The 21,378-nt window shown below is 68.0% G+C and carries 21 protein-coding genes; 9 read left to right on the forward strand and 12 right to left on the reverse strand.

Annotation, left to right across the window (positions count from 1 at the left end; translation table 11 throughout):
• Positions 1-20: 20 nt before the first annotated feature.
• From ITJ60_RS05450 to dnaA, 5 genes are all read right to left on the reverse strand, one after another.
• Positions 21-521: a DUF721 domain-containing protein gene (locus tag ITJ60_RS05450; protein WP_111083686.1), complete on the reverse strand. Its 501-nt coding sequence runs from the start codon at positions 519-521 to the stop codon at positions 21-23.
• Entirely contained in the window at positions 521-1,795 is a 1,275-nt protein-coding gene (recF, locus tag ITJ60_RS05455) for a DNA replication/repair protein RecF (RefSeq protein ID WP_194647232.1), read from the reverse strand. Before recF ends, ITJ60_RS05450 begins: the two co-directional genes overlap by 1 nt.
• A gap of 31 nt (positions 1,796-1,826) precedes the next feature.
• A complete protein-coding gene (gene gnd / locus ITJ60_RS05460; protein WP_123292939.1) occupies positions 1,827-2,714 on the reverse strand; it encodes a phosphogluconate dehydrogenase (NAD(+)-dependent, decarboxylating) in 888 nt (295 codons plus the stop codon).
• A gap of 70 nt (positions 2,715-2,784) precedes the next feature.
• Positions 2,785-3,930 (reverse strand): DNA polymerase III subunit beta, encoded by a 1,146-nt coding sequence (dnaN, locus tag ITJ60_RS05465; RefSeq protein WP_111083683.1) that lies wholly within the window; start codon positions 3,928-3,930, stop codon positions 2,785-2,787.
• 407 nt (positions 3,931-4,337) lie between these two features.
• Positions 4,338-5,792 carry a chromosomal replication initiator protein DnaA gene (dnaA, locus tag ITJ60_RS05470; RefSeq protein ID WP_111083682.1) on the reverse strand — a complete coding sequence of 485 codons (1,455 nt, stop codon included), beginning with the start codon at positions 5,790-5,792 and terminating at the stop codon, positions 4,338-4,340.
• 517 nt (positions 5,793-6,309) lie between these two features.
• Between dnaA and rpmH the strand changes: the two genes are divergently transcribed.
• The 9 genes from rpmH to ITJ60_RS05515 all read left to right on the forward strand — a co-directional run bounded on the left by rpmH (position 6,310) and on the right by ITJ60_RS05515 (position 11,805).
• Positions 6,310-6,447, forward strand: a complete 138-nt coding sequence (gene rpmH, locus ITJ60_RS05475; RefSeq protein ID WP_022889115.1) for a 50S ribosomal protein L34 — start codon at positions 6,310-6,312, stop codon at positions 6,445-6,447.
• Positions 6,448-6,494: 47 nt separating this feature from the next.
• Positions 6,495-6,845: a ribonuclease P protein component gene (rnpA, locus tag ITJ60_RS05480; RefSeq protein ID WP_123339324.1), complete on the forward strand. Its 351-nt coding sequence runs from the start codon at positions 6,495-6,497 to the stop codon at positions 6,843-6,845.
• Positions 6,842-7,222: a membrane protein insertion efficiency factor YidD gene (yidD, locus tag ITJ60_RS05485; RefSeq protein WP_194647233.1), complete on the forward strand. Its 381-nt coding sequence runs from the start codon at positions 6,842-6,844 to the stop codon at positions 7,220-7,222. The genes rnpA and yidD overlap by 4 nt, the downstream gene beginning before the upstream one ends.
• A gap of 8 nt (positions 7,223-7,230) precedes the next feature.
• A complete protein-coding gene (gene yidC / locus ITJ60_RS05490) occupies positions 7,231-8,199 on the forward strand; it encodes a membrane protein insertase YidC (RefSeq protein ID WP_194647234.1) in 969 nt (322 codons plus the stop codon).
• Positions 8,200-8,700, forward strand: a complete 501-nt coding sequence (locus tag ITJ60_RS05495; protein WP_194647235.1) for a protein jag — start codon at positions 8,200-8,202, stop codon at positions 8,698-8,700.
• Positions 8,697-9,377, forward strand: coding sequence for a 16S rRNA (guanine(527)-N(7))-methyltransferase RsmG (rsmG, locus tag ITJ60_RS05500; RefSeq protein WP_194647236.1), 681 nt, complete (start codon positions 8,697-8,699; stop codon positions 9,375-9,377). The genes ITJ60_RS05495 and rsmG overlap by 4 nt, the downstream gene beginning before the upstream one ends.
• A gap of 81 nt (positions 9,378-9,458) precedes the next feature.
• Positions 9,459-10,346 (forward strand): ParA family protein, encoded by an 888-nt coding sequence (locus ITJ60_RS05505; RefSeq protein ID WP_131845076.1) that lies wholly within the window; start codon positions 9,459-9,461, stop codon positions 10,344-10,346.
• A gap of 5 nt (positions 10,347-10,351) precedes the next feature.
• Positions 10,352-11,317, forward strand: coding sequence for a ParB/RepB/Spo0J family partition protein (locus ITJ60_RS05510; protein WP_194647237.1), 966 nt, complete (start codon positions 10,352-10,354; stop codon positions 11,315-11,317).
• Positions 11,318-11,496: 179 nt separating this feature from the next.
• The gene (locus ITJ60_RS05515; protein ID WP_123339541.1) at positions 11,497-11,805 is read left to right on the forward strand and encodes a helix-turn-helix domain-containing protein; all 309 of its coding nucleotides are present in this window, start codon (positions 11,497-11,499) and stop codon (positions 11,803-11,805) included.
• Between the two features lie 24 nt (positions 11,806-11,829).
• On the opposite strand, the gene ITJ60_RS05520 is transcribed toward ITJ60_RS05515, so the two are convergent.
• The 7 genes from ITJ60_RS05520 to ITJ60_RS18780 all read right to left on the reverse strand — a co-directional run bounded on the left by ITJ60_RS05520 (position 11,830) and on the right by ITJ60_RS18780 (position 21,316).
• Positions 11,830-12,417: a ClpP family protease gene (locus ITJ60_RS05520; RefSeq protein ID WP_194647238.1), complete on the reverse strand. Its 588-nt coding sequence runs from the start codon at positions 12,415-12,417 to the stop codon at positions 11,830-11,832.
• Positions 12,414-13,052, reverse strand: coding sequence for a ClpP family protease (locus ITJ60_RS05525; RefSeq protein ID WP_194647239.1), 639 nt, complete (start codon positions 13,050-13,052; stop codon positions 12,414-12,416). The genes ITJ60_RS05520 and ITJ60_RS05525 overlap by 4 nt, the downstream gene beginning before the upstream one ends.
• A 159-nt stretch (positions 13,053-13,211) precedes the next feature.
• Positions 13,212-14,174 (reverse strand): D-alanine--D-alanine ligase family protein, encoded by a 963-nt coding sequence (locus tag ITJ60_RS05530; RefSeq protein WP_194647240.1) that lies wholly within the window; start codon positions 14,172-14,174, stop codon positions 13,212-13,214.
• Between the two features lie 60 nt (positions 14,175-14,234).
• A complete protein-coding gene (locus ITJ60_RS05535; protein ID WP_194647241.1) occupies positions 14,235-15,539 on the reverse strand; it encodes a PLP-dependent aminotransferase family protein in 1,305 nt (434 codons plus the stop codon).
• Positions 15,540-15,700: 161 nt separating this feature from the next.
• Positions 15,701-16,027, reverse strand: a complete 327-nt coding sequence (trxA, locus tag ITJ60_RS05540; RefSeq protein ID WP_017887828.1) for a thioredoxin — start codon at positions 16,025-16,027, stop codon at positions 15,701-15,703.
• A 76-nt stretch (positions 16,028-16,103) separates the two neighbouring features.
• The gene (gene trxB / locus ITJ60_RS05545) at positions 16,104-17,090 is read right to left on the reverse strand and encodes a thioredoxin-disulfide reductase (protein WP_111083668.1); all 987 of its coding nucleotides are present in this window, start codon (positions 17,088-17,090) and stop codon (positions 16,104-16,106) included.
• Between the two features lie 83 nt (positions 17,091-17,173).
• Positions 17,174-21,316: a DUF6049 family protein gene (locus tag ITJ60_RS18780; RefSeq protein WP_323749110.1), complete on the reverse strand. Its 4,143-nt coding sequence runs from the start codon at positions 21,314-21,316 to the stop codon at positions 17,174-17,176.
• Positions 21,317-21,378: the final 62 nt, after the last annotated feature.

The raw sequence follows: 21,378 nt of genomic DNA on the forward strand, positions 1-21,378 counted from the left end.
CACAGGATGATTTCGTCGGCTCAACCGTAGGTGTCGCGAGGACCGCGCCCCTGGACCGTCCTGGGGCCGCGTTTCCAGGTGGGGACGTCCGGCCCTGAAACCCGGATCGACTCGACCCCGGCTTCCGGGTGCCGCTCGGCGATGGTCGTCGTGACGCTGGCACGCATGAGTCGGAGCTGCGTCGCCCAGGCCGTCGAGTCGCACCGGATGACCAGCGCACCGTCGTCGATGGTGACCGGCGTGGAGTGCTTCGCGAGCTCCTCACCGACGACGCTCGGCCAGTCCACGAACAGCTCCGAGCGGGCCAGGGGTTCGGTCCACCCGAGCTCGTTGGCCAGGGATCCGACCACGTCGCCGAGCCCTCGGGGTTCGCGGCCGCGGCCGTACGGGACGGTGTCGGCGTCGAACTCGCGGGAGCGACGGCGGCGGGCGTCGACCCCGCGCTTCGACGGGTCGCCGAAGACGGCTCGGAGGTGCCGGTACAGCCGCGACGGCTCGGTCGGCTTCCACGGCCGGGGCATCAGGCGTCGGCTTCCGGCGGGGTCGCGTCGGTGTGGTCCATCGCGTCGGTTTCGTCGGTCGCGTCGGTTTCGTCCGTGGTCGACCTGGAGGCCCGGCTGGCGTCCGCCTCGTCGGTCACGATCGTGCCCGCCTCGATCCGCACCGTGTGCGCGGCCAGCTGCGAGGGGACGTCGCCGAACACCGCTGCCGTGATGAGGACCTGCTCGTAGTCGGCCACGGCGTTCCCGAGGCGCTCACGTCGAGACTCGTCGAGTTCGGCGAACACGTCGTCGAGGATGATGATCGGGTCACCGAGGTTCGACTCGGCCCGCAGGATCGACGCGCTCGCCAGCTGGATCGCGAGCGCGAACGACCAGGACTCTCCGTGACTGGCGTACCCGCGGGCAGGTAACCCGTTGAGCTGGAACAGAACGTCGTCCCGGTGCGGCCCGACGAGGGTCAACCCGCGGTCGAGCTCGTCGCGACGACGCCGCTCGAGGGCAGCCGCGAACGCCTCGGCTGCGGCGGTCACGCTCACCGGCTCGTCGGGGGTACCGAGGACCGGGTCCGTCGCCGCGGCGGCCTCCGGGTCGCCGCCACGGATCGAGAGCACACCGGCGATGGAGGCATCGTGGTCTTCGCCCGCGACGGTGGCGTACGCCTCGGCGACGAACGGTGCGAGCCGGCGGGTCAGGTGGTCGCGCGCGGCGACGATCTCGGCACCGAGTCCGACGAGGCGGTCGTCCCAGACGTCGAGCGTCGACAGGGCGTTGGCCTTGGCGCCGGTGGCACGGGCCGACTTGAGCAGGGTGTTCCGCTGGCGGAGTGTGCGGTCGTAGTCGGCCAGCACCCCTTGCATCCGCGGTGCGATCTGGCCGAGCAGCTCGTCGAGCATGCGTCGCCGACCGGCCGGTTCGCCACGGACCAGGGCGAGGTCCTCGGGAGCGAAGAGGACCGAGGTGCAGTAGCGCGGGAGTTCTCGGGGCTTGATCGCCGACCGGTTCACCTGCGCACGGTTCGCTCCGGTGCGGTTGATCTGCACCTCGGCGAGGATGCTGCGGTCCTCGTGCGCCAGGCGGGCCCGGACGATCGCGGCGTCGCAGCCCTGACGGACGAGCGCGGCATCCGTCGGGACCCGGTGCGAACCGAGCGTCGACAGGTACCCGATCGCCTCGACCAGGTTGGTCTTGCCCTGTCCGTTCCGCCCGACGAACAGGTTCGGCCCGCGTGCGAGGTCGACGTCCGCCTCCCGGTAGTTCCGGAAGTCGGTGAGTTGGAGATGGTCGACGTGCACGCGGGCCGAGTCCGGGTTTCCCCGGGTGGTCCTAGGACTTCTTGACGGCGTGACCGCCGAACTGGTTGCGGAGCGCCGCGACGGCCTTCATCGTCGGGGACGCGCTGCCCTGACGCGAGACGAAGCGGGCGAAGATCGACGCCGAGAGCGCCGGCATCGGCACGGCGAGCTCGATGCCCTCTTCCAGCGTCCAACGGCCCTCGCCCGAGTCCTCGACGTAGCCCTCGAGCTCGTCGAGCTTCGGGTCTTCGTTGAGGGCCAGGACCATGAGGTCGAGCAGCCAGGAACGGACGACCGTCCCGCGCTGCCACCCGGCGAACACGGCGGGGACGTCGGTGATCAGGTCCTTGGCCTCGAGGAGCTCGTAGCCCTCGCCGTAGGCCTGCATGATCGCGTACTCGATGCCGTTGTGGACCATCTTGGCGTAGTGCCCCGCGCCGATCGGACCGGCGTGCGAGAAGCCCTCTTCGCGGGGGCCCTCGGGGCGCAGTGCGTCGAAGACCGGCATCGCGAACTCGACGTCCTTGACGTCACCGCCGACCATGAGGCCGTAGCCGTTGTCCTTGCCCCACACGCCGCCGGAGACACCGGCGTCCATGTAGCGGATGCCGCGCGCACCGAGCTGCTCGGCGTGCGTGGTGTCGTCGAGCCACTTCGAGTTGCCACCGTCGATGACGAGGTCGCCCTCGTTCAGGACGCCGGCGAGCTCGGTGATGACGTCGTCGGTGATCTTGCCGTGCGGCACCATCACCCAGACGAGTCGCTGACCCTCGGGCAGGGCGCCCGCCAGGTCTGCGAGGCTCGCGACGTCGGAGACGGCGGGGTTCGCGTCGTAACCGGTGACCTCGATCCCTGCGTTGCGGAGACGGGCACGCATGTTGTTGCCCATGCGACCAAGGCCGACAAGACCGATGTGCATGATTTCCTCTTCTGTTTCGTCGTCGCGCTGAGGCCGCAGCTGGTGCGTCAGCGCAGTGTTCCTGTTGCGCCTATCGCAGCAGCAGGTTGGGCTGCAGCAGGTACCGGTATCCATCGGTCGCGGCAGCCTCTTGCGAAGTCTGGCCGGTGATCAGCACCGGGCCCGGCTTGTTGGGGTTCTCCGTCTTGGTGAAGGAGATGCGGACGAACTCGGAGTGCACCGCGTTCAGTCCGTCGAGGAGGAAGGCGGGCTTCAGCGAGACCACCGTTTCCTCTCCGGTCAGCAACGCACTGATCGACTCTGACGCCTGCGCTTGTTCGGATCCGATCGCCTCGAGCGTGAGCCCGTCGACCGTGAAGGAGAACCGGAGCGCTGCTTCGCGCTCCAGGACGAGTGAGACCCGTCGGACGGCTTCGACCAGTTCCGCGGTGTTGATCACCGCGTGGTCGTTGACGTTCTCGGGGAAGAGCCGGCGGACCGGCGGGTAGTTGCCCTTGATGAGCAGGGAGGTGACCGTCTTGTCGTCGGCGTGGAACGCGATGAGCTCGCGGTCCGAGTTGCCGCTGATCGAGACGGAGACGGTGGACGCCGACCCGAAGGTGCGTCCGACCTCCTGCAGGGTGCGGGCGGGGACGAGGGCGTGCAGCGGGTCCGAGCCGACGCGGCCGGAGTCCCACGCGATGGTGCGGACGGCCACGCGGTACCGGTCCGTGGCGATGAGCGACAGGTCGTTGTCGCCGACCTCGAGCTGGACGCCGGTGATGACCGGGGTGACGTCGTCGCGGCTCGCGGCGACGGCGACCTGCGACACGGCCTCGGAGAAGGCATCGCCGGGGATGACACCGGTCTGCGGACCGATCTCGGGCAGCGTCGGGTACTCCTCGACCGGCATGGACAGCAGCGTGAAGTGCGCCGATCCGCAGGAGACCGAGATCTTGGAGTCCTCGGTCGTGAAGGTCACGGGGGCGTTCGGCAGTCGGCTCGCGATGTCGTTCAGCAGGCGACCGCTGACCAGGACCGTGCCCGGGTCGTCGATCTGCGCCGAGATGGACGTCTGCGCCGAGACCTCGTAGTCGAACGACGAGAGCGTCAGACGATCGCCGTCGGCGTGGATCAGGACGCCCGACAGGATCGGGAGGGTCGTGCGCTGTGGGAGGAGTTTCACCGCGAAGGAGACGGCTTCGGAGAAGACGTCCCGGTTGACCTCGAACTTCACAGCTGGAACCCCTGTCGATCGGCTTGGACTGTCCGGCCGCCCCATTCTGGCACAGGCGGACGTGGGCCGGATTTCTTGTCATCCCGCCGTCCACAAGGTTGTCCCGCGGAGATGGATCGTTAACCAGGAGTAATGGTGTTAACGCCTGTGCACACTGTGGATAACCCTGTGCATGCCGCTCGGCCGTAGGGAACTACACGGTTGTGACTTGTGGGCGGTCTGTGGGCGACGTCGGGATGAATGAATCTCATCTATCCACTTCCATCCCCAGTTTCCACAGGAGGCCCCCTCGCTGTGAACAACCGGGCGGCGTGTCCTCCACAGTTATCCACAGGCTATCCACACTGTGAGAACTCCGGCCCATGGAACCGTCTCAGATGGTGGATGCGCCCGGAGACGTACCGATCTCAGCGGTAGCGGCGGTCCTGCTTGATGCGGCTCGTGAGCTCGGTGACCTGGTTGTAGATCGACCGGCGTTCCTTCATGAGCTCGGTGATCTTCTTGTTCGCGTACATGACCGTGGTGTGGTCGCGGTTGCCGAACAGCTGCCCGATCTTCGGGAGCGACAGGCTCGTGAGCTCGCGGCACAGGTACATCGCGATCTGTCGCGCGGTGGCGATCGCCTGCGAACGGGACGAGCCGTACAGGTCGTCGACGGAGAGCTTGAAGTACTCCGCGGTGTGGTTGATGATGTCCGTCGGCGCGACGACGTTGTCCTCGTCGAGGGTGATCAGGTCCTTGAGGACGGTCTGCACCAGGGCCATGTCGACGGCCGTCCGGTTCAGGCTCGCGAACGCCGTGACGCGGATGAGCGTCCCCTCCAGCTCGCGGATGTTGCTCGACACCTTCGACGCCATGAACTCGAGGATGTCGTCCGGCACCTGCAGGTGGTCGGACTGCGCCTTCTTGCGGAGGATCGCGATGCGTGTCTCGAGCTCGGGCGCCTGCACGTCGGTGATCAGACCCCACTCGAAGCGGGAGCGCATGCGGTCCTCGAAGCCGGTCAGGTGCTTCGGTGCGACGTCGGACGTGATGACGACCTGCTTGTTGTGGTCGTGCAGCGTGTTGAAGGTGTGGAAGAAGGCCTCCTGCGTGGAGTCCTTCCCCTGCAGGAACTGGATGTCGTCGATCAGCAGGATGTCGATGTCGCGGTAACGCTGCTGGAACTGGTTCGAACGGTTGTTCGCGATCGAGTTGATGAAGTCGTTGGTGAACTCCTCGCTCGACACGTACCGGACGCGGATCCCCGGGTAGAGGCTCTCGGCGTAGTGCCCGATGGCGTGGAGCAGGTGGGTCTTGCCCAGTCCGGAGTCGCCGTAGATGAAGAGCGGGTTGTAGGCCTTCGCCGGAGCCTCGGCCACAGCGACCGCTGCGGCGTGGGCGAAGCGGTTCGACGAGCCGATGACGAAGTTGTCGAAGTTGTACTTCGGGTTCAGCCGCGACTCGGGCCGGCCGCTCGTGCCCGGGGAGTCGATCTGGCTCGGCACGAAGGGGGCCTCGATGTACTGGCGGGGTGCAGCGCTCTGCTCCACCGCTTCCTGCACGGGCTCGGCGTACTCCGGCACGTTCGGGTCGACGCGCGGCTCGGACGCCATGTCCGGGTTCACCGTGATGGCGAAGTTCGCGACCGAGTCGTCACCGATGCGGGCGACGGCCTCGGTGATCGGGATGCGGATCCGCTGCTCGAGCATGCCGCGGGTCAGGTCGTTGGGGACCTCGAGGTACAGGGTGCCGGCGAGGACGCCCTTCGGTTCGACCAGGTTGAGGAACCCGTGGAGCTGCGGCGTGATGCGGGGGTCTTCGCTGAGGATTCCGAGTACGGATGACCAGAGGTCCTCGACGGGGTCGGCCGGCATCGTCATGTCGCGCTCGTCTCCAGGTGTGTGTCGTGCGTTCGGTGCCGGACCGGGGTGCGTCCTGCTGGGTCGGACGTGCCGGAGTGCCGCGGGGTGTGGCACTCAGCGGACCGTGTCGTGCGCCGGCGGTTCGTCGGGGTCTCGGGGGCTTCGTCGACGCCTCGTACCGCGCGTGTTCCCACAGGGTTGTCCACAGTGTTGTCCACGACCGCCCGGATCCGTCGGACAGGAGTACTTCCCTGTCGTACCGGGGCGCGGGGCCGATCGATGACCCCACTGTAAAGGACCGGGCCGGGTGGCACCGAACGGAAGTTGTCCCCAATGTGGAGAATGGACCGCAGCGGTGTCCTCGACGCCTCCGGCACCGAGGCCGGCCCGACCGGCGTTTGACCTGCTCGCTGCTGTCACGTACCGTTAACCAGTTGACTGCGGCCGATTGGTCGCGCCCATCTGCGTCGTTCGACACCGAGCGATGACACATACATACGTGACGGCTCGCCGCGAGCAGCCGTGTGGAGAGATCATGAGCAAGCGCACCTTCCAGCCGAACAACCGTCGCCGCGCCAAGAAGCACGGCTTCCGCCTCCGCATGCGGACGCGTGCCGGCCGCGCCATCCTGTCGGCGCGTCGCGCCAAGGGCCGCACCGAGCTCTCGGCCTGATCAGGCTCACCGCCTGATCCGGTCCTCGGTCTGACCCCGGCATCGCAGTGTTGGCCAGCGCCAACCGCATCGTCCGCGGGGACGACTACCGGAACGTCGTGCGTCGTGGTCGCAAGAGCGCCACGGCGCACGTCGTCGTGTCCGTGGTCCGTCGTTCGACGGACCCCACCGGACCGTCACGGTTCGGCTTCATCGTCGCGAAGACGGTGGGCAACGCCGTGACCCGGAACCTGATCAGGCGGCGGCTCAAGGCGATCGCGCACGGCATCCTCGACGACTCCCCCGTGGGGTACGACGTGGTGGTGCGCGCACTGCCAGCCGCATCGCAGGCCGGATGGCCTACCCTGCTCGAAGACGTCGTGCGCTCCTTCGCGCGCGGGGTGGAGAAGGCAGCATGAACCGCACCCTGTGGACCCGGCTGGCCTGGGTCGCCGCGTTGCTCCCACGCAACGTGTGCGTCGTCGTGCTCCGCGCCTACCGTGCAGTGATCTCCCCGTTGTACGGCAACGTCTGCCGGTACCACCCGTCGTGCTCCCGGTACGCCCTCGAAGCGATCCAGCAGTACGGCGTCGTCCGCGGATCCGCGATGGGCGCCTGGCGCATCGCTCGCTGTAACCCCTGGGCTGCAGGCGGGATCGACGACGTCACGGAACGTCGTCGCCCGTTCGTCGTCAACCGGTTCGGGTTCGTCCTCGCGCCGATCCCGCAGCAGCCGCACCCCGCGGTCGGAACGGCCCGGCCGGTCCTGCTCCCCCAGCGCACTCGAAAGGCGTAGCCGTCCCCATGGACATCATCGGTACGATCCTCTGGCCGCTCAAATGGGTGGTCTCCGCCATCCTCGTCGGCTTCCACTGGATCTTCGAGAGCATCGGCATGGACCCGGGCGCGGGTATCACCTGGGTCCTCTCCATCATCTTCCTGACCTTCGTGGTCCGCGCCGCACTGATCCCGATCTTCGTGCGGCAGATCAAGTCGCAGCGCCGCATGCTCGAGGTCGCGCCGCAGCTGAAGAAGATCCAGGACAAGTACAAGGGCAAGAAGGACCAGTTCTCGCGTGAGGCCATGAGCCGCGAGACCATGGCGCTCTACAAGGAGACGGGTACCAACCCGCTGAGCTCCTGCCTGCCGCTGCTGCTGCAGATGCCGATCTTCTTCTCGCTGTACTCAGTGCTGCACGAAGCGCAGATCAACAAGACCGGTATCGGCCTGCTCACGAACGACCTCGCGGCGTCGTTCGGCAACGCGGCCCTGTTCGGTGCCCCCCTGCACGAGACGTTCACGAACGCTTCCGGGTGGGAAGTGCGTGCGATCGCCGGCTTCATGATCGTCGTCATGACGGCCTCGCAGTTCATCACGCAGCTGCAGCTCGTCGCCAAGAACATGTCGCCGGAGACCAAGGCGTCGCCGATGTACCGCCAGCAGAAGATGATGCTGTACATCCTCCCGCTGGTCTTCGTGATCTCGGGTCTGAGCTTCCCCCTCGGCGTCATGTTCTACTGGCTCGCCTCCAACGTCTGGACGATGGCGCAGCAGTACTTCGTCATCCGCAGCATGCCGACGCCCGGTTCCGAGGCGGCCCTGGCACGAGAGGCACGCCTGGCCAAGAAGGCCCAGCGTCGTGGGATCGCCAACCCGCTGCTCGCCGAGGCCGGTGCCGGTGCTGGTGCTGCCGAGATCGAGGCCGTGCGCGTCACCACCCAGCGTTCGCAGCCGGTCGGCAAGCAGCGCTCGAAGAAGAACGGGAAGAAGTAAGTGACCGAGCAGGACACCGCCGCAGCCGTCGACACCACCGAGGCCCCGGACGAGGACGCCCGTGACGAGGCCGACATCGCTGCGGACTACATCGAGGAACTCCTCGACATCTGCGACCTCGACGGAGACATCGAGATCGAGGAGCGCGCCGGTCGCGTCTACCTGTCGGTCACCGACGACGGCGAGGCGCTCCGCGTCCTCTCGAAGCCGGACACCGTCACGGCGCTGCAGGAACTCACCCGCATCGCCGTCCAGGCGGAGACGGGCGAGTTCAGCCGGCTCATCCTCGACGTCGGCGGCTCACGCGACGCTCGTGCGGACGAGCTGCAGCGACTGGTCGACACCGCCGTCGAGCGCATCGAGGGTGGATCGTCGTCCGCAGCACTCCCCCCGATGTCGTCGTACGAGCGCAAGCTGGTCCACGACCTTGTCGCTGAGAAGGGCTTCCACTCGGAGTCCGAGGGTGAGGGTCGGGACCGCCACACGGTCGTCACCCGATGACGGACGAGTCGGTGTCCGCGGACACCGCTCCCGCACCTTCGGACGCTGCTCCGGTGCTCGAGGCTGAGCCTGCAGCTGCGTCCGCGCTCTTCGGCGATCAGATCGAAACGGCTCGATTGTTCACGAACGAGCTGGCTCGCCGGGGCGAGGAGCTGGGCCTGATCGGCCCGCTCGAGTTGCCTCGACTCTGGACGCGACACATCCTCAACTCTGCATTGCTGGCGCCCCTCCTGGAGGCCCGTGGCCGGGTTGCCGACGTCGGCTCGGGTGCAGGATTGCCCGGCCTCGTGCTCGCGATCGCCCGTCCGGACGTGCACTTCACGCTCATCGAGCCGATGGAGCGTCGAGTGGACTGGCTCACCAGCGAGGCGAGCCGGCTCGCCCTGTCGAACGTGACAGTGGTCCGTGGCCGCGCCGAGGACGTCTCCGACGACATCGTGGTCGACCAGGTCACGGCGCGAGCAGTCAGTGCGTTGTCGAAGCTCATCCCGATGACGGTTCCGCTTGTCCGTTCGGGTGGGCAGCTCATCCTGATGAAGGGTGCGCGAGTCGACGACGAGATCGAGAAGGCACGCAAGGTGATCCTGCGCCAGCACCTCTCGGACGTCGAGGTCCTCGAGCTCGGGGACGGTGTGGTCGCAGAGACCACGCGCGTCTTCCGGGCTACAGTTGACTGACCCTGCGGCTCGGATCGGGACAACTGATCCCATGCTGCTCCACGTTTCACGTGAAACATCGAACCGGGGAAGAGGCACTCGTTGAGCTCATCGACCGATTACGACGCGTCGACTCCGCTTGCTCGCGAGATCGCCGACCTGAACCGCCGGCGCCGTGCGATCGCGACGCAGCAGTTCCCGTTGCCCCCGAAGACGCGGATCATCACCGTGTCGAACCAAAAGGGCGGTGTCGGAAAGACCACGACGACCGTCAACTTGGCCGCCGGGCTCGCCCACGGTGGCGCACGGGTGCTCGTGATCGACCTCGACCCACAGGGCAACGCGTCAACGGCCCTGGGCGTCGACCACCAGGCTGAAGTCGCGAGCATCTACGACGTCATCGTCGACGAGGCCGCGATGGCCGACACTGTGCAGCGGTCCCCCGAGTCGGACACCCTCTGGTGTGTCCCGGCGACGATCCACCTCGCGGGTGCTGAGATCGAGCTCGTCTCCTTGGTCGCTCGAGAGCAGCGGCTGCGCACGGCGCTCGATCTGTACCTCCAGTCGCTGGACGAGCCGTACCACTACGTGTTCATCGACTGCCCGCCGTCCCTTGGCCTGCTCACGATCAACGCTTTCGTGGCGGCGCAGGAAGTCCTGATCCCCATCCAGTGCGAGTACTACGCGCTCGAGGGACTCAGCCAGCTGTTGCGCAACATCGAGCTCATCGAGCGGCACCTCAACCCGAACCTCCGGGTCTCGACGATCCTGCTCACCATGTACGACGGTCGGACCAACCTGGCGAACCAGGTGGCGAACGACGTGCGCGAGCACTTCGGTGACCAGGTCTTGAAGGCGATGATCCCCCGATCCGTCCGGGTGAGTGAAGCGCCGAGTTACGGACAGAGCGTCGTCGCGTACGACGTGAACTCCACCGGGTCGCTCTCCTACTTGGAAGCGGCCGCCGAGATCGCAGCACGAGGAGCGTAAGACTGATGGCACCCAAGCGAACCGGACTCGGACGCGGCATCGGCGCGCTCATCCCGACGGCGACGGACCAGCAGGACCGCCCGGTCGACGTGTTCTTCCCGACCGGTGGGTCACCGGCGTCCGCACCCACCGCGGACGAACTCGTCGCGGTTCCGGGAGCCCGACTCGCGAACCTCAACCCGCTGGACGTGATCCCGAACGGGCAGCAGCCGCGTAAGGAGTTCCGCGAAGAGGAGTTGCAGGAGCTCGTCCACTCCATCCGTGAGATCGGCGTGCTGCAGCCCATCGTCGTCCGCCCGATCCCCGGGGCTGCGGGGACGGAGCCGCAGTACGAGCTGATCATGGGTGAGCGTCGCCTCCGGGCGACCAAGGAGCTCGGGCTCACGACGATTCCGGCGATCGTCAAGGAGACGCCGGACGACGCGATGCTCCGGGACGCCCTGCTCGAGAACCTGCACCGGGCGCAGCTCAACCCGCTCGAAGAAGCTTCGGCGTACCAGCAGCTCTTGGCGGACTTCGGGATCACGCAGGAACAGCTCGGTCAGCGCATCGGCCGTTCGCGTCCGCAGATCACCAACACGATCCGTCTGCTCCGGCTCCCCTCCCCCGTGCAGCGCCGGGTCGCTGCCGGTGTGCTGTCAGCCGGCCACGCTCGCGCGATCCTTGCTGCCCCGGACGCCGAAGCCATGGAGTACCTCGCCGAGAAGATCGTCAACGAGGACCTGTCGGTGCGCGCTGCCGAAGCGATCGCGCAGCAGTTGGCGACGAAGACTCCGCCGAAGACGGCCCCGCAGCCCTCGAAGAACCAAGCACACTTCAACGACCTTGCCGAGCGCATCGGCGACCGGCTGAACACCCGGGTCAAGATCGCGGTGGGGGCGCGGAAGAGCTCCGTGACCATCGACTTCGCGAACGGCGAGGACCTCAATCGCATCCTGTCCGAGCTCGGGATCAGGGACATCTCGTCCTGACGGCTCGCCGACGGTGCTGTGCGGCCCGTAGCGGGCTTCGCAGGCCCGGTACGGGTGTTGGGGTCAGCGAGAGGGGATTCGGCCCGATACGGGGCGCGGAGCCGTTCAGCTGATTGCCGTTCACGATCAGCGAACGGCAAGTCCGAACGTTTCACGTGGAACACTGCCAGGCTCGCATCATGAGATCCCGCAATCCCGAGCCGCTCTGGCGTGACGTCGTGGGACAAGAGCTCCGCGCTCGTCGCCGTGGCCGCGGGGACACCCTGCACGACGTTGCTCGTCGTGCAGGGGTGTCGCCGCAGTACTTGTCGGAGATGGAACGGGGGCGGAAGGAGCCTTCGAGCGAGATGCTGGCAGCGGTGGCGGGCGCACTCGAGAGCTCGTTGCTGGACCTGACCGCAGCGGCGGCAGAACAGCTTCGCGAGCGGGCACGTTCGACGGGTACTGGTGGCGAACAAGTGCGGAGCGCGTTCGTCCTCGCAGCGTGACGCTTCGCCGGTCAGCGCCGACGGTCAGCGTCGAGTGATCACGTGGTCCACGAGCCCGTACTGCTTGGCCTGACGGGCCGTGAAGACGCGATCGTGATCCGTGTCGGCTCGGAGTCGGCCGACACTCTGGCCGCTGTACTGGGTGAGTAAGTCCTCGATCTCGGACCGGATTCGAACGACTTCGTCGGCCTGCAGGATGAGCTCGGGAATTGCCCCCTGTCCCTGAGCAGCGGGCTGGTGGAGCACCACCCGAGCGTGCGGCAGGGCCGATCGCTTTCCTTCGGCGCCTGCGGCGAGCAGCACGGCTCCGACACCGATTGCCTGGCCAACACAGGTGGTCGCGACGGCGGGGCGGATGAACCGCATGGTGTCGTAGACGGCGAGCATGGCACTCGGGTCGCCGCCGTCGCAGTTGACGTAGAGCTGGACGTCCGAGTCCGGGTTGTCTGACTCCAGGAAGAGGAGTTGCGCGATGAGGGCATTCGCGACGCCAGCATCGATCGCGGTACCGATGTAGATGATCCGCTCAGTGAGCAGGTGCGAGTAGACGTCCAGGACCCGATCGCCGCGGGCGTCCCGCGCGATGACGTTCGGGATTGTGTAGGCGCTCAACGGTCTCCCTCCCCTGCCGCAGTTCCGCCGAAGCCCGTCACCGTGGAGCGGGGCTGCTGGGGCCGGATCACCGAGAAGTCGTCGACGATCACGTCGACGAACCCGTAGTCGAGGGCCTCCTGCGCGGAGTACCAGTGGTCGTGCAGCGAGTCCTCGAAGATTCGGTCGACCGGCTGGCCGGTGTCCGCTGCGATGAGTCCGAGCACGGTGTCGCGGGTGTTGCGGAGGTGGTCTGCCTGCAGCGCCACGTCCACCGCACTCCCCCCGATCCCTGCGGATCCCTGGTGCATCAGGATCCGGCTGTGTGGCAGTGCTCGCCGTTTGCCAGGAGTACCCGAGGACAGGAGGAACTGCCCCGCACTGCAGGCGATCCCGAACGCGAGCGTGCTGACGTCGTTGGGGATCACCCGCATGAGGTCCCGGAGTGCGAGCATCGCCGGGACCGAGCCTCCGGGCGAATGGATCCAGAGCGCGATGTCGTTCCAGGGGTCCGCCGTCGCGAGCTGTACCAGCTGCGTCATGAGGACGGTGCCGTTGTCGTCGTCGAGGGGGCCGTCGAGTACGAGCACGCGTTGGTCGAGAAGGGCTCGCCGGCACTCGGTCGTGAAGGCTGCGGGGGGTGGTGAATCGGTCATGCGTCCACCGTGCGCCGGCAGATGACCAGACGCATGCGATGCTGCTCAGAGCAGATCAGCTCTCAGCAGCGAACCGCGGGTGCCGACGTTCCACGTGGAACATCGACGCTTGCGAACGCCCGTGTTCCACGTGGAACGCGGACCGTGGGAGCGTGCGGATCAGGCGTGGTGGTCGCGGATCGCCTGTTCGGCGAGCTCTGCGTACGTCCACCCGAGATCGAAACCGGACGCGGAGAGTGCTTGCGGCAGCAGCGACGTCTCGGTCAGGCCCGGGAGCACGTTGGCCTCGAGGAACCAGGGCGTACCGGCGCCGTCGACGATGAGGTCCACACGGGACAGGTGGCGGAGGCCGAGTGCCGCGTGTGCCGCGACGGCGGCGTCGGCTGCAGCGGTCGCGAACTCGGCGGACAGTCGAGCGGGGGTGTAGAACGTCGTCTCCCCCGCGTTGTACCGCGCCTCGAAGCCGTAGATGCCGTTCCGTGGGACGATCTCCACCGCGGAGAGTGCCACCGGCCCGTCGCCCGTGTCGATGATGCCGACCGCGACCTCGGTGCCGCGGATGAGCTGCTCGACCACGACGTCGTCGCAGTACGTGTAGGCCGTGACCATGGCTCGTGGCAGGTCGTTGACGTCGTCGACGAGGGTCACTCCCTGCGCACTCCCGCCGCGTGCCGGCTTCACAGCGAGCGGGACCGGGTGCTCCCCCGCGATGGCCTTGAGCACCCCGACGGCACCGAGCTCGCGGAACACGTCGTGGGACAGCGTGACGGATCGAGGGGTACGAACGCCCGCCCGCGCGACCAGCGCTGACGCCGTGGGCTTGTCCCATGCCAACCGGGCCGACGTGGAACGTGAGCCGACGAACGGGATGTCCACCGCCTCCAGGATGCCCCGCAGGGCCCCGTCTTCACCGGAGGCGCCGTGCAGAGCCGGCCACACGACATCCGGGCGGGACTCGGAGAGAGCCGGCAGCAGCAGCGCGTCGGCGTCGCGGAGGTCGACCTGCCAGCCGTACCCGGTCAGCGAGTCGGCGACCCGCCGACCGGAGCGCAGGGAGACGTCACGCTCGTGCGAGATCCCTCCGGCGACGACGACGACGTGACGACGGGTGAGCTCAGCCATGGGGGTCCTCCGGTGTGGAACGACGGTGCTGGTGGGCCACGCACCGCGGAAAAGCGCTGATCAGGAGATGTTCGGCGGCGGAGCGCTGACCGAGGACGTCTCGCGGACGACGCTGTTCGGCCGAGTCGTCGGGCCGAACGTCTCGATCAGCTCGAGTTCGTCGTTGACGACGTTGGCGAGCCGCTTCACGCCGACGCGGATCTGCTCGGGGGTCGGGTAGCAGAACGACAGACGGATGTGCCCGCCGCCGCGACCGTCGGCGTAGAAGGCGGTCCCCGGCGTGTAGGCGACGAGCTCCTTCACGGCGCGCGGCAGCATGCCCTTCGAGTCGAGTGACTTGGGGAGCGTCAGCCAGACGAAGAAGCCACCGTTGGGCTTCGTCCAGGACAGGTCCGGTAGGAACTCCCCCAGGGCGGACAGCATGGCGTCACGGCGCTCTGCGTAGATGCCTCGGAAGGTGTCGACCTGGCCCTTCCAGTCCGCGGCGTCCAGGTAGGCGTTCACGACGTACTGACCGAAGGAGTTCGGCGCGAGGACGGCGGACTCGTTGGCGAGCACGAGCTTCTCGCGGATGGCGTGCGGTGCGAGCGCCCAGCCGACGCGGAAACCGGGTGCGAGGGTCTTCGAGAAGGACCCCAGGTACACGACGCCCTCTTCGTCGATGGAACGGATCGCCTGCGGTGCCGGCTCGTCGAACCAGAGGAGTCCGTAGGGGTTGTCCTCGAGCACCAGGATGTTGTTCGACCGGCAGATGTCGAGCACCTCGATGCGGCGCTCCCGGCTCATGGTGACGCCGGCCGGGTTGTGGAAGTTCGGGATCGTGTAGAGGAACTTGATCCGCTTGCCCTGCGTCCGGAGGTTCGCGATCGCCTCGCGCAGCGCCTCGGGCACCAGACCGAGTTCGTCAGTCGTCACGTGGACGGTCTCGGCCTGGTACGACCGGAACACACCGATCGCGCCGACGTAGGACGGGGACTCGGCGAGGACGACGTCGCCCGGATCGATGAACAGACGCGTGACGAGGTCGAGCGCGTGCTGCGAGCCCGTCGTCACGACGACGTCCTCGGCACTGGCACGGATGCCCTCGAGGCTCATGACGTCCACGATGTGCTCGCGGAGGGACCGCAGACCCTGTCCGCCGCCGTACTGCAGCGCCATGGCCGCGTGCTCGTTCATCACGCGGTCCAGGGAGCCCGTGACGAGCTCTCTCGGCAGCGCGGAGACGAACGGCATGCCACCGGCCAGCGAGACCACCTCGGGGCGCGAGGCGACGGCGAACAGGGCTCGGACCTCGGAGGCGCTCAGCCCGGCGGTGCGCTGGGCGTAGGAGTCGTACCAGGGGTCGAGGCTGTTGCCGTTCGTCATACCGTGCTCCGATCAGTGAGACATTCCCGCCACACTACGACATCGACCCCGGAAACCCGGGCTCCGCGGCGGAGGCCGATCCGCAACGGGTGGCATGCGAACGCCCCGCCGACGCCTGCTGAGCAGGACGAGGACGGGGCGTTCGGTGGTGCTGGTGCGACCTACGCGAGGAACTCGGCGAGGTCGGCCTCGAGCGCGGGCTTCGGCTTGGCGCCGATGACGGTCTTGACGACCTCGCCGCCCTTGAAGACCTTCATCGCCGGGATCGAGGTGATCTGGTAGTTCATGGCCGACTGGGGGTTGTCGTCCACGTTGAGCTTCACGATCTCGATCTTGCCGGCGTGCTCTTCGGCGATCTGGTCGAGGATCGGCGAGACGGCGCGACACGGGCCGCACCACTCGGCCCAGAAGTCGACCAGGATCGTCTTGTCGGACTTGAGGACCTCGTCCGAGAAGGTGGCGTCGGTGACAGCCTTTGCGTTGGACATGGGTGTCCTTTCGTGAGAAGTCGGTACTGGGTGTGGAACCGCGGACGGGCCCCCGGCATTCCGGGGGCCGTACGGGTCAGGCGGAGATGGTGACCGGCTCGACCGGGGTCTCGCCCGCAGCAGCGTCGGTCAGCGTGTCCTCGAGGTCGGCGAGGTACTTCTCGGCGTCGAGCGCGGCGACCGCACCGGAACCGGCGGCCGTGATGGCCTGGCGGTAGGTGTGGTCGAGCACGTCGCCCGCGACGAAGACCCCGGGGACGCCGACCGCCTTGGACGTGCGGCCCTCGACGGCGATGGTGCCCTCGGGAGCGAGCTCGAGCTGACCGTGCACGAGGTGCACGCGGGGGTCGTTGCCGATCGCGATGAACAGACCGTCGAGGGCGAGTTCGCTCTCGGTGCCGTCCACGGTGTCCTTGAGCGTCACGCCCGTCACGGCGGAGTCACCCTGGATGCCGATGACCTCCTTGTTCCACGCGAACTCGATCTTCGGGTCGTTGTGGGCACGGTCCTGCATGATCTTCGACGCACGGAGGGTGTCCTTGCGGTGGATCACGGTGACCTTGTCGGCGAAGCGGGTGAGGAACGTCGCTTCTTCCATCGCGGAGTCACCGCCGCCGACCACGGCGATGTTCTTCTGGCGGAAGAAGAAGCCGTCGCAGGTCGCGCACCACGAGACACCGTGGCCCGAGAGGCGCTCTTCGTCGGCGATGCCGAGGTGGCGGTACGCCGAACCGGTCGCGTAGATGACCGCGAGGGCTTCGTAGGTCTCGCCGGAGCCGACGGTGACCTTCTTCACGTCGCCGGTGAGGTCGACGGAGACGGCGTCGTCGTACAGGACCTCAGCGCCGAACTTCTCGGCCTGCTCCTGCATCTTGATCATGAGGTCGGGACCCTGGATCCCCTCGGGGAAGCCCGGGAAGTTCTCGACCTCGGTCGTCTTGGTGAGTTCCCCGCCCGTCTCGACGCTGGACGCGACGATGAGCGGCTTGAGCTCTGCGCGCGCGGCGTAGATGCCGGCGGTGAACCCGGCCGGACCGGAACCGATGATGATGAGCTGGCGCATGCCTGACTGCCCTTCCGTTGCGTGCTGACCGGGTCAACACATGGTACCGGCGCGGCATTCCGCGACGTCCGGGAAGCGTGCGGTCAGCGACCGAGCTTGCTCTTCACCATGCCGACGGCGTTCTTGATCTCGCCGTTCTTGGCGACGACGAGCGCCCCGAAGTACACGAGGACCATGACGGCGCCGGTCAGGACGATGGTGATGAGTGCCCCGGTGCGGTCCGACATCGCGAACCCGGCTGCGGAGAACGCCCCGAAGAAGTTCACGACCAACAGGCCGACCACGCCGGCGATCAGCGCCGCGATGACGAACTGCACGTGCGAGCGGGTCACGACCGGTCCCTCGATGCTGCCGAGCTTGCGGCGCACCAGGACGAGGGCGACGATCGTCTGTGCGGTCCCGGCGAGGGTCGTGCACGCGGCCACACCGATGCCGATCACGGAGGTCGGGAACGTCGACACCGCGAGGGCACCGATGACGAACAGGACGGACTGGATGCACTGCATCAGGAACGGGGTCCGGTGGTCGTGCATGGCCCAGAACACGCGCTGGATGATGAACAACATGCTGAACAGCACCAGGCCCGGCATGTAGGCGACCAGGACGGCACCGACCTGCAGGGCGCTCTCGAACGTGCCCTCGTACAGCCGGCCGAACGGCACCGCGACGACGACCAGCGCCACCGACGCGAAGACCGTGAAGAGCCCGACGATGCGCAGGGACAGCGACAGGTTCCGTCGGACCGATGCCAGGTCGCCGCGCTCGGCGTCGTGGCTCATCCGGGTGAAGTACGCGGTCGCGATGGACACCGTGATGATCGAGTGCGGCAGCATGAAGATGAGCCACGCGTTGCCGAGCACAGCGTTGCCGGGCCCGTCGTCCTGACCCTTCCACGCGACGGAGGACTGCACGATGCCGGCCACCTGCGTCACCAGGATCATCGCGAACAGCCATCCGGCCGCGGTCCCCGTGGACTTCAGGCCGACACCACGCCACCGGAAGTCCGGGCGGAACGAGAGCCCCGCACGCTTCCAGAAGAACGGCAGGAATGCAGCCTGGGCGAACACACCGAGTGAGGCGCTGCCGGCGAGGAGCGCGATCTTTGCGGGTGTCCAATCGCCGACGGCGCTTCCGCCACTGCCGTACAAGGCGATGAAGACGACGAGGCCGCCGATCGCGATGACGTTGTTGAGCAGCGGCGCCCAGGTGAACGGCCCGAAGACCTGCTTGGCGTTGAGAACCTCACCGAGCAGCGAGTACATCGCGTAGAAGAGGATCTGCGGCAAGCACCAGAACGCGAAGGCGACGGCGAGGTCGGTCGCAGCAGGACCCCGGGTGTCCGAGGACGTCGTGTACAGGCGGACCAGGAGCGGTGCCAGTGCCGTCGCCACGATGGTGATGACGATGAAGACCGAACCGCCGAGCGTCACGATCTTGTTGACGTACGCCTGCCCGCCGTCCGTGCCGTTCTTCATGGCGCGGACGATCTGCGGGATGAGCACGGCCGACAGCAGGCCACCCGCGATGAGCGCGTAGATGTTGTTCGGCAGCTGGTTCGCGACGGCGAACGCGTTCGCCGAGGGGCTCGCGTTCTGCCCGATGGCGTAGGCGAGGACAAACGTCTTCGCGAAGCCGAGGATCCGGCTCACCATCGTCCCCGCCGCGAGCATCGCACTCGCACGCCCCAGGCTGCGCTCGGCGACCGGTTCCGCATCGACGTCGGGCTGGGGCTGGGTGGCGCTGATGGTCGGCTCCTCGGGGTCGCGGGCGTCCGCGACAGGGCTGGTACGGGCGTCGGACGGGAGGCCCGGTTCGACTCCGGCTCGGGCGATCGCGCCCTGCAGGCGGTCGCCACCAGGAGCCGCGACAGCGGCCGTACCGGAACCGGCCACGGCGAACGCGGTGGGTGCCTCGGCGCGGTGATCCGGGCCTCCCGGTCCGACGACCGATCCCGCGGGCGAGGCGGGCGCACCGGGCGCACCCGGCTGCACGGCGAGCGGGCGGTTGGGGTCGTCGTCGTCCTCGTCGTCGAGTTCGCCGTTGCGACGGCGGATGCGCTTCCGGATGCTGCGGAAGATGCCGAAGCCGAAGATCGCGATCAGGGCGACCGCTGCGGCAGCGGTGATGACCGTCTCCCACTGCGCCTGGACGTTGAGCTCGACGGTGGCCGGCTGGGCGATCGCGACGCCGGTCGGGCTCGACAGCGACATGGTCAGCTCGACCTTGCCGTTCGCGACGGACTGCACGGGGACGGTCGCTCGGGTCGACGAGTCCGGTTGGATCTCGACCACGATGTCGTTGCGGACGACCCGGAGGGCGGAGTTCGACGGCTGGACGGCCAGGTGCACCGTCACCGGGTAGTCGGAGCTGTTGCGGATGGAGACCGGCAGCGAGGACCGGTCGCCGAGCAGGGTCAGGCTGCTCGAGTCGACGATCCCGACCTCGGTGGTCTGCTTCGCCCAGGCGGCCGTGCGGGCGTCGACGGCGGCCGTCAGCCCGTCGTTGTCCCCCCGCCACGCGTTCGACGCGATGGCGAGCAGTCGGAGGCGTGCGGGTGCGGTCAGTTCGGCGGGGGTGTCGAGGATCGTGGCGAACGCGGAGAGCCCCTGTTCGCCCTGCACCAGGCGCTTGAGCTGTGCGATGCGGCCGGCCCCGGTGGACGCGCTGTTGAGCGTGAGTGACCCGGCGACGGCGTTCGACGCCGTTGAGAGGTCGGCGGGCGCCACCCAGGCGGTGCTCTCGAGGGCGTCGAGGGTCTGGCTGAGGCGCGCGGAGTCCGAGGGCCAGTCGCGACCGAGGGTCAGCAGGATCGGCCCCGTGGCGGTGCCGTCGCGCGCCGAGGTGGCGAGCGTCGCGGTGAGTTCGGACATCGCCGACGACCAGCTCTGGCGGTCCGGTGCGGTTGCGGCCTTGCGCAGCAGGGACGACATCGACTGGTCCGACACGAGGACGTGGTCGTCACCGATCTTCTCCGACGCCGAGATCGTGGCGTTCGCGCCAGCAGAGGTGTTCCCGCTCGAGACGATCGTGGTCTTCGTGCCCGCCCGCTCGAGTGCCTCGAGGTCCGACGACGACACGGTGCCCTCGGTCGGCCAGGAGATCGAGTCCATCGAGTAGGGGAAGTCCAGCAGCTGCGCGGTCGTGGGCAGCGTGTCCGTGGTCTCGCCCGTGTCGGAGCCGGAGCCGGAGCCGGCATCGGTGGTGGCGTCGTCGCTCGGGGACGCGGAGCTGCTCGGGGTCGTCGTCTGGCCGGGGGTCGCGGTCGGGGTCGGCGCGGGGGTCTCGGCGCCGGGGAAGTTCTCGGACTTGACGGACTGGTCGAGCGAGATCGGCGCGAGGATGCCGTCCGACCCGGCCTGGCGCAGCCCGGTGACGTCGGCGTCCGCGTAGGACAACGAGAAGGTCTCGTTGCGCAGGGACTCGAGGCGTTGGAGCCACGCGGTCGCGGTGGACGGCGCGTTCTCGCCGAGGATCCGGATCGAGGCGATGATCCGCGGGTCGACGGCGACGGCGACGTTGTGGTCCTCGGCCGCGTCGAGCTGCTGGGTCAGGGTGCCGTCGACCGAGGTGGCGGAGGCCAGGACGGCCGCGGTGAGGATCCCGTCGGTGGACTTCGGGACCGTCACCGGCATCGCCACCGAGACGCTGACCGGCACCTGCTCGAAGTCCGGGTACCAGGTGATCGCGGAGCGGGCCACGGCGAAGGTGTCACCGGCCGTGTACTCGGCCGCGATGCGCCGCGCACCGAACGACGAGTACCCGCCGAGTGCCACGTTGCCCGAGACGATCTCGACCGCGTCGATGGTGACCGAACGGTGCGCCGGGACCTCCGGGATGTCCACAGAGTCCATCGGGGCGCCGAGGTAACCGGTCGTGGTGGTGTCGGCAAGCCAGTCGTCCAGGACGTCCCGCGTGCTCACGGAGCGGAAGATGTCGAACTCCGCGCTGCCGGCGGGCAGTGCAGTGTCGGTGTCGTTCGTGACGGTCACCGAGAGGGTGAGGTCCTGGTCGCGCTGGACGATCCCACGGTGCGCGGGAGCGACCGAGATCGTGGCCTTGCCCGCATCGGCAGCAGCCGGATCGGCGAGGTGGGTCTTGGCCGACGAGACCGTCGCGGCATCGGCGTGCGGGGCGCTGACGGGCGCGACGACCAGGCCGAGCGCGACGAGGGTCGACGCGGCTGCGGCGAGCGTGGTGCGGAGGATGTGCATACGGAAGCGGGCCACGGGGTCGGTTCGGGCCGAGCACGAGTGTATGAGGCGCGACCATGAACAGGTCCCGTGCGCGC

Origin of the sequence: Curtobacterium sp. VKM Ac-2884, assembly GCF_015350945.1 — a bacterium.
Taxonomy (GTDB): domain Bacteria; phylum Actinomycetota; class Actinomycetes; order Actinomycetales; family Microbacteriaceae; genus Curtobacterium.